We start from the raw sequence: 7,156 nt of genomic DNA, 5'->3' as shown, positions 1-7,156 counted from the left end.
GATATTAGCTCTTACGATGAATACAATGTTTCTTAACTATCGCAATTGACTAGAATTGATTTACAACCATTTAGAAACGTAACCAAAACCGTAACCATTTTTATAAAAAATTCGTCAAGCGTAAAATTGAAAGTATGAATTAAAGCAGCCGTTTCTATATTGGAATGCGTTGCTTTATTTTTTATTGGAGCATATCAGAAATGTTTAGCTGTGGTAAGAAAACTACTAGCAATAAAAGCTATTAAGCTAAACGCTGGTAGCTTGCTACATTCCATCTATGCTTATTAATCAGCTTTGTGTATTCAGAAAACCATTCTAAGCGATATTCAAACTTTCTAATGATGATTGATAAGCTAATTTTGTCTAAGGCTTACTCTAACTCATCATCTATCTATTTTTTTATATAAAGAATTCCATAATTGCGTAAACCTCGTAAACCTGTAAACCTTTTAACCTATAAACGTTGATATAGTAGGTTTTTTATAGGTTTACTCATTGGTTTACCTTTAAGTTATTAGAAGTAAATTCAGCGCATTGGTATTCCCTGACTTTCTTTGAATGTGGGGTGTTGAGAAAGTATCTTGCTGAAAAGAACGAGACTTATCTTTTTATTCAGCTACCTAAGCCAAGTGAGTATCCAAATGTTTTAAAAATTTCTGCTGGAGATTACTGGTGTATCCAAAATAACGGCTGGTCTATTGATTCTGCTACTGAAATTTTTAGTGAGGAATGGATATCTGATGACGAGTTTTTTGTCACCGAATCTGAAATTTATGGGAATAATAAACTCTATCATCAATTTAAAAAAAGAACTTCGAATAAGAAAAACATAGGGAGGTTTTAGTCTTCCTATGTTTTCATTCATATTATTTATCTGTTTGTTTTTGCTTCTTTTTCAAATACTCCGCACGTATTTTTTCAAGTTGCTGCTTTTTATCAAATTTGGCAGGCGTCTGTTTTTCATGAAACTTTGTCACAGCTGCCTGACCTTTGTAATCCAATTGATATTTTCCCACTTTGTTCACCTACTTTTCTTGTCTTTAAAGAGAATCTATTCAACAAATATAATATACCTTATTTTACTGAAGTAAACCCTATTACTTTATTTAGTGTACTGCTAACTTTGCATATATCATTAAAAACATTAAAAACTTAGTAAAATAATCATCCCCAAATGGTATTCATTTCATTGCTATAATCAAAATAAAATGCCTTGACACTCAGCATAAGCCTCAATAATTCTATTTCTTGTTTGTTCAGCTCTCTTCTAAAGTTCCAATTGTTCGGTAAATAAGGTTTAAAATATTAAAACAATCTAAGTCTACTCCATCTTTTACATGGTTCTTAATGCTAATAACGATTACGTTCTCGATGATTTCAAATTTAGGTTTCTGAGGGGAAATATTGTTTTTTTTGTAAAGTCTTTATACTACTTGTTTAAAAAAATCTACATCCCCAATATTTTTCTCCAAAAAATCACCCCTTGTTATTAACTTTTCTACTTATATCTATCTTAATCCAAATATTACCTTATTCAACTAACCTGCCCCATTAGTTCATCAAGAAAATCAACAACATCTTTTAACAGAGCCTAACAAATTTATCTGGTGGAAAAAGCTTCTTTCCATGATTTACACGATCTTGATTTATTTCATCTTGAAGGCGTCCTTGATTCGCTCGTGCTTCTTTGTGAACGATTTTCTTTTCAAATTCCCTCTTGTTCGCACTGACTTTCACATGTGTGGAATCGACGAATATGTGCTCTGCACTTATTAACTTTCTATCAGCAGCTGTCATTAAAATGCGATAGAAAATCTGTTCAAACAGGTCTGTATCTTTAAAGCGTCGCTCATAATTTTCCCCGAACGTAGAGAAATGAGGTGCTTTATCATGGAAACCGTAGCCTAAGAACCCAACGGTAAGCCATATTTGTTTCAACTTCTTCAATCGTTTTACGCATGGACCGAAGGTATATTGGATGAATGTCAGTTTAACTAAAATAACTGGATCAATACTTGGGCGTCCTACCTCTGAATACATATCATTCACCAAGTCATAAATGAAAGTGAAATCAATGGCAGCCTCCATTTTTACGAACCAAATGGTTCGGTGGCACCAGTTGATCTAAAGTAATCATTTCAAGTAGATCTCGCTGAATAGAATCATGTTTAGAAAGCATCCTCATCACCTCAAGTTTGAATACTTCTATTTTAAAACAAAAAAGACTCTAGGCAAAAGGGTTCTATCTAAATGTTAAAACAAAGTTGATTGGAACGGAAGGTACGAGACTCCAGCATAGAAAAGCGCGTCTAAGGGAGACGCCGAGGGCGGACCGTCCGCGGAAAGCGAGCGCCCTACGTTCCAATCAACGTCCAAATTGTACAAGCCATAAAAAAATGTAGACAAACTCGATTTTCATCGAATTTGTCTACATTCTGAAGCACCCTTGAAAGGATGATTTACTCCTTTTGTTGACTTCCCCAATAAATAACAATAACAGCACAGATTATTATCGCCCACCAATATTGACCAAACTGAGCCTTTATTACAGCAATTGTGAATGAAATAGGAGCAAAAGCCAAGACATGTATATAAGAACCTAGTAAATCCATAATGTTCCATTCTAGAATTTAAATAACTGAATCCTGTTACCATCATTATGCCGACTTTCAAAACCATTAATATAAATGGTGCATTTTGGTCTAAAACGTCCGTCAAATTTAGCAAGTCGATATCTTGGATATTTCGTGTAAAATGAAGAAACAGTCCCTAACGTTTGAAAAATTCCTTTTGAAGTCATACTATCATCCAGTTGCCTTAATAATAAAAATCAGAGGAATTCACTTTATAATTATACCTATAAATGAATAAGGATTTACTTTCCACCATTTTTTATTTAGGATTTCCTTATACTTACGTTCGTTTTTCTTTTCATTTTTTCGGTTATATTGATGATTAATACATTTAGATTAAGCAAAAGAAAAAATGATAACTATGATGATCCAAGTAATGCTTTATTGAACAAATATGGATTATTAAGACGATATCAAATAATCTCTATGGACTTTAAAAAATATCGAATACTCAAAGTTTTGTTTATGAACCTTTAACTTTTTGCAGAAATAAGATACAATTCAAATGATGGCACAGTTTAAAAAATACATAAACGTAAACTGCTGTTTATGTGAATCAGCGCAAAAATAACCTAAACTAATGTTGGAAACGTTGAAACAAAAGTATTTTGGAGGAATGTAAATAAATGATTACTGTAAATAATGTTGGTTTACGCTATGGCGATCGTAAGCTGTTTGAAGATGTTAATATAAAATTCACGCCTGGTAACTGCTACGGACTAATTGGGGCAAATGGCGCCGGTAAATCCACGTTCTTAAAAATCCTTTCCGGTGAAATTGAAGCACAATCCGGGGATGTCCATATGGGGCCTGGCGAACGCCTTGCCGTCCTAAAACAAGATCACTTCGCTTTTGAAGAAGAAGAAGTCCTTAAAGTTGTCATTATGGGACATGAAAGATTATATGAAGTCATGCAAGAAAAAGATGCCATCTATATGAAAGAAAACTTCACGGACGAAGACGGAATGAAAGCAGCCGAACTAGAAGGTGAATTTGCCGAATTAAACGGTTGGGAAGCTGAACCTGAAGCTTCTATCCTCTTAAAAGGCCTTGGTATTCAAGAAGACCTGCACACAAAAAAAATGGCTGAATTAAACGGTGGCGACAAGGTTAAAGTATTACTTGCCCAAGCACTATTCGGAAAACCAGATGTTCTTCTACTGGATGAGCCTACCAACCACTTGGATTTAAAAGCGATCAAATGGCTGGAAGAGTTCTTGATCAATTTTGAAAACACTGTTATCGTAGTTTCCCATGATCGTTACTTCCTGAATAAAGTTTGTACACATATCGCGGATCTGGATTTCGGTAAAATTAAAGTTTATATCGGTAACTATGACTTCTGGTATGAATCAAGCCAGCTTGCCCTTAAGCTGACACAAGATGCCAATAAGAAAAAAGAAGAAAAAATCAAAGAGCTCCAAAATTTCATCGCTCGTTTCAGTGCTAATGCATCCAAATCGAGTCAAGCAACATCCCGTAAGAAATTATTGGATAAGATCAGCTTAGATGATATACAGCCTTCATCTCGCCGCTATCCATATGTCGGTTTTACACCTGAGCGTGAAATCGGGAACGATTTGCTTCGTGTAGATGGAATTTCGAAAACGATCGATGGCATAAAAATATTGGATAACGTCAGCTTCACAATGAATAAAGGTGATAAGATTGCTTTTGTCGGCAAAGATGAGATTGCTAAAACAACAATGTTCAAAATTTTAGCAGGTGAAATTGAACCGGACAACGGATCTTTCAAATGGGGCGTTACGACCTCTCAGGCATACTTCCCTAAAGATAATGCCGAATTCTTTGAAGGTGTCGATTTAACCCTTGTCGATTGGCTCCGTCAATATTCTCCTAATGATCAAAGCGAAAGCTTCCTACGCGGTTTCTTAGGCAGAATGTTGTTCTCTGGTGATGAAGTCACGAAAAAGGCCAGTGTCCTTTCAGGGGGCGAAAAAGTCCGCTGTATGCTTTCTAAAATGATGTTAAGCGGTTCTAACGTCCTAATGCTTGATGAACCTACCAACCATTTAGACTTAGAGTCGATTACAGCATTGAACAACGGTTTAATCAGCTTTAAAGGTTCAATGATCTTCGCTTCTCATGACCATCAGTTCATCCAAACTGTTGCGAACCGAATCATTGAACTTACACCAAAAGGTACGGTAGATAAGCAAATGAGTTATGATGAGTACCTTGAAAATAGCCAATTGCAAAAACAAGTGGCTGAAATGTATAAATAAGAAGTTTGTTAAATGCGGCACATCCTTATGGGATGTGCTTTTTTCGTTGCGCTTCCCTCCTTCATGCATTTGTTTTAATCCTTCCAACTTATTGATGGTATATTAATTGATCTGCATTAAATATAATAATATTCCACCACAAATGAGCACTGAATAAATTCATGAATAAAAAGGTATATTGGTAAGAAAGGAGTGAGTTAGATTGGATGGGCATTCAGTGAAAAATATTTTTGAGGATACAGGATACCTTTTTTTATATGATAAATTCAGTTATCAATTTTATGTATCCGGATTATTCGACCTCGTGGATCAAGAAACAATAATTTCGGATTTTTTACATTCTTATGGATTCGATGAAAAACATTCACTCTTTTTTGACGACTTTTCCTTTTACTTTAATTGTTTTCATTATTCTTTCCAAAAGGAAAAGATGTTAAATTACTTAAAAGCGGAATATGATGAACATATTTGTTAAGTACAAAAGAACTGGTAATCCTAACTAGTCAAACAATACCAGAAAAAAGTAAGGGCATATATGGCGCTCTTACCTCAGACTGTAGACAAACTCGACCATAATGGAGTTTGTCTACAGGTTTTTTTAGGTTTTTAAATATGATTGTTGTGTGGAACGTAGGGCAGTCGCTTTCCGCGGGGGTAATGAAAACATAAGATACACCTTCAATCCTTCTGTCAATTGGTAAGGCTAAATAAATGGTAGCTAAATACCTATAGTATAGGGTATATAATCTAGAATGAAAATGTGAGCGGATTATCCTCTTAATGGAATAATCCGCATTTGATAAATTATGTAATTTCCAGTTTGCAAGTTATCCATCTCCCCTTTCATCATCGAATATTCATTAGAAATAATGACCTAACCCGCTTTATATTAGATAATCCTTTTATACGCAATAGGTTAATAATTCAAGTAATTGTTCACTGTCACCTTAGTCCACAACCGCAATATTCCTAGGTTTTCTGAACACGATTAATGACTAATAAATCTTTCTTGGTTTATATTACTACCTTCATAACATCTTTTTTGATATGAGCAGCTTTTGCAAACTGTTAAGGAATCCGTTTTCAAATACTTTTTGGGTTCTTGTAAAAGATTCTTGATAATGTTGAGGTATTCCAATCCATCCGAAACATCCTTCATCGTTGGAATATACGTTTCTATTTTACCTTCCATAAGCGAGAATATCTCTATTCTTTCTGGTAATTGACCAAATGCCTTTTTACAAAATACCGATATCATATTATTAAATAAAAGGTTCATGTCTTCATGTGTATCAACTAAATACTTCTTTATGATGAATGAGTTGCTTGTCCATTCTGCTACTTCAATAGTTAAGGAAAGTTCCGTCCCCAACTCCTCAATATTAGTATTAAACTTTTCATATAAAAATAAAGGTGGATATTCAATCTTTTTAGAAGTTAAAAATTGGAGTAAATGGTCTGTTATATTAGCAAGTGCCCTATAATAATGAACCTTTGACTCGAACTGACGTACATCAATGGCACTCCAATGATCATCTATGAGCTCCATAACTTTCTTAGGCGTCTGACTTTTTGGAGGAAGTTTATAATATCGGCTTACAACTTGATTAACCACAAATTGAACCTTCTTCCTCCTATCCAATTGAGTTGTGATTTTCCCTTCAATATGTTGAAAGTAAAATTGATAAGGACATCTTATAAAATCTTGTAAATGGTAATCAGTTAAAGTAACAATGGAAATCCGATGTTCCTTACCCCTCATTCCCGACATCTCTCTTTCCTCATAAAATTTCTCAATCTATATTGAAGAGACAAAACTTTTCTTTATAAAATCCCTCCCAAAATTTTGGCAGTTTTTGATATCCTCATCATCTGGGGTTAATTCTACTTTTAACCCTTCTAGGACGATATCAGCACCCTGTTCCCTTAATTTTTCTGTCAAAATATCTACGGCTGCACCATATTGTGAGTAAGATGAATCGCAGGGACCAAACACCGCAGCTTTCTTTCCTGTTAGATCAATATGATCCATTTCGTCATAAAAGTCTAAAAAATCATCCGGCAATTCTCCGTCTCCCCACGTATAGGCACCTAATAAGATACCATCATAATCTCCAAGTATGGAGGCTTCAGGACCTTCCATTATATCTATCTTTTCGATTTTCACATCACTGATTTCTATGATTCCTTCTGCAATGGTATTTGCCATTTCTTCTGTATTTCCACTCATACTGGCAAAAATTATAATGCAGTCACTTATACAAATCTCCGAGCACA

General features: G+C 34.6%; 6 protein-coding genes. 2 read left to right on the top strand and 4 right to left on the bottom strand.

Translation table 11 applies throughout. The annotated features are described in order from the left end of the window. Positions 1 to 568: 568 nt before the first annotated feature. A complete protein-coding gene (locus ACFWE9_RS25045) occupies positions 569 to 844 on the top strand; it encodes a hypothetical protein (protein WP_230155512.1) in 276 nt (91 codons plus the stop codon). A 22-nt stretch (positions 845 to 866) separates the two neighbouring features. Here ACFWE9_RS25045 and ACFWE9_RS25040 read toward each other — a convergent pair whose 3' ends face one another. Together ACFWE9_RS25040 and ACFWE9_RS25035 are read right to left on the bottom strand one after the other, a co-directional pair. Continuing rightward, positions 867 to 1,016: a hypothetical protein gene (locus ACFWE9_RS25040; protein WP_191090669.1), complete on the bottom strand. Its 150-nt coding sequence runs from the start codon at positions 1,014 to 1,016 to the stop codon at positions 867 to 869. 565 nt (positions 1,017 to 1,581) lie between these two features. After that, positions 1,582 to 2,088 carry a transposase gene (locus tag ACFWE9_RS25035; protein ID WP_377359347.1) on the bottom strand — a complete coding sequence of 169 codons (507 nt, stop codon included), beginning with the start codon at positions 2,086 to 2,088 and terminating at the stop codon, positions 1,582 to 1,584. A gap of 1,171 nt (positions 2,089 to 3,259) precedes the next feature. Between ACFWE9_RS25035 and ACFWE9_RS25030 the strand changes: the two genes are divergently transcribed. After that, on the top strand, positions 3,260 to 4,879 hold the full coding sequence (locus ACFWE9_RS25030) for an ABC-F family ATP-binding cassette domain-containing protein (protein ID WP_230155511.1): 1,620 nt from the start codon (positions 3,260 to 3,262) through the stop codon (positions 4,877 to 4,879). Between the two features lie 988 nt (positions 4,880 to 5,867). Here ACFWE9_RS25030 and ACFWE9_RS25025 read toward each other — a convergent pair. Together ACFWE9_RS25025 and ACFWE9_RS25020 are read right to left on the bottom strand one after the other, a co-directional pair. Continuing rightward, positions 5,868 to 6,641, bottom strand: coding sequence for a hypothetical protein (locus tag ACFWE9_RS25025; RefSeq protein WP_377359345.1), 774 nt, complete (start codon positions 6,639 to 6,641; stop codon positions 5,868 to 5,870). Positions 6,642 to 6,677: 36 nt separating this feature from the next. Continuing rightward, complete coding sequence (locus tag ACFWE9_RS25020; protein ID WP_377359349.1) at positions 6,678 to 7,109, bottom strand: flavodoxin; 432 nt, start codon at positions 7,107 to 7,109, stop codon at positions 6,678 to 6,680. Positions 7,110 to 7,156: the final 47 nt, after the last annotated feature.

This window comes from Peribacillus sp. NPDC060253, assembly GCF_042727425.1.
Classification (GTDB): domain Bacteria; phylum Bacillota; class Bacilli; order Bacillales; family DSM-1321; genus Peribacillus.
Note: the sequence above shows the minus strand (reverse complement) of the source record. Positions and strands in the feature narration are given on the sequence as shown.

Excerpts from the sequence above, each read along its gene's own strand:
- ACFWE9_RS25035 (WP_377359347.1), bottom strand. The coding sequence starts at position 2,088 with ATGGAGGCTGCCATTGATTTCACTTTCATTTATGACTTGGTGAATGAT.
- ACFWE9_RS25030 (WP_230155511.1), top strand. The coding sequence starts at position 3,260 with ATGATTACTGTAAATAATGTTGGTTTACGCTATGGCGATCGTAAGCTG.
- ACFWE9_RS25025 (WP_377359345.1), bottom strand. The coding sequence starts at position 6,641 with ATGAGGGGTAAGGAACATCGGATTTCCATTGTTACTTTAACTGATTAC.
- ACFWE9_RS25020 (WP_377359349.1), bottom strand. The coding sequence starts at position 7,109 with ATGAGTGGAAATACAGAAGAAATGGCAAATACCATTGCAGAAGGAATC.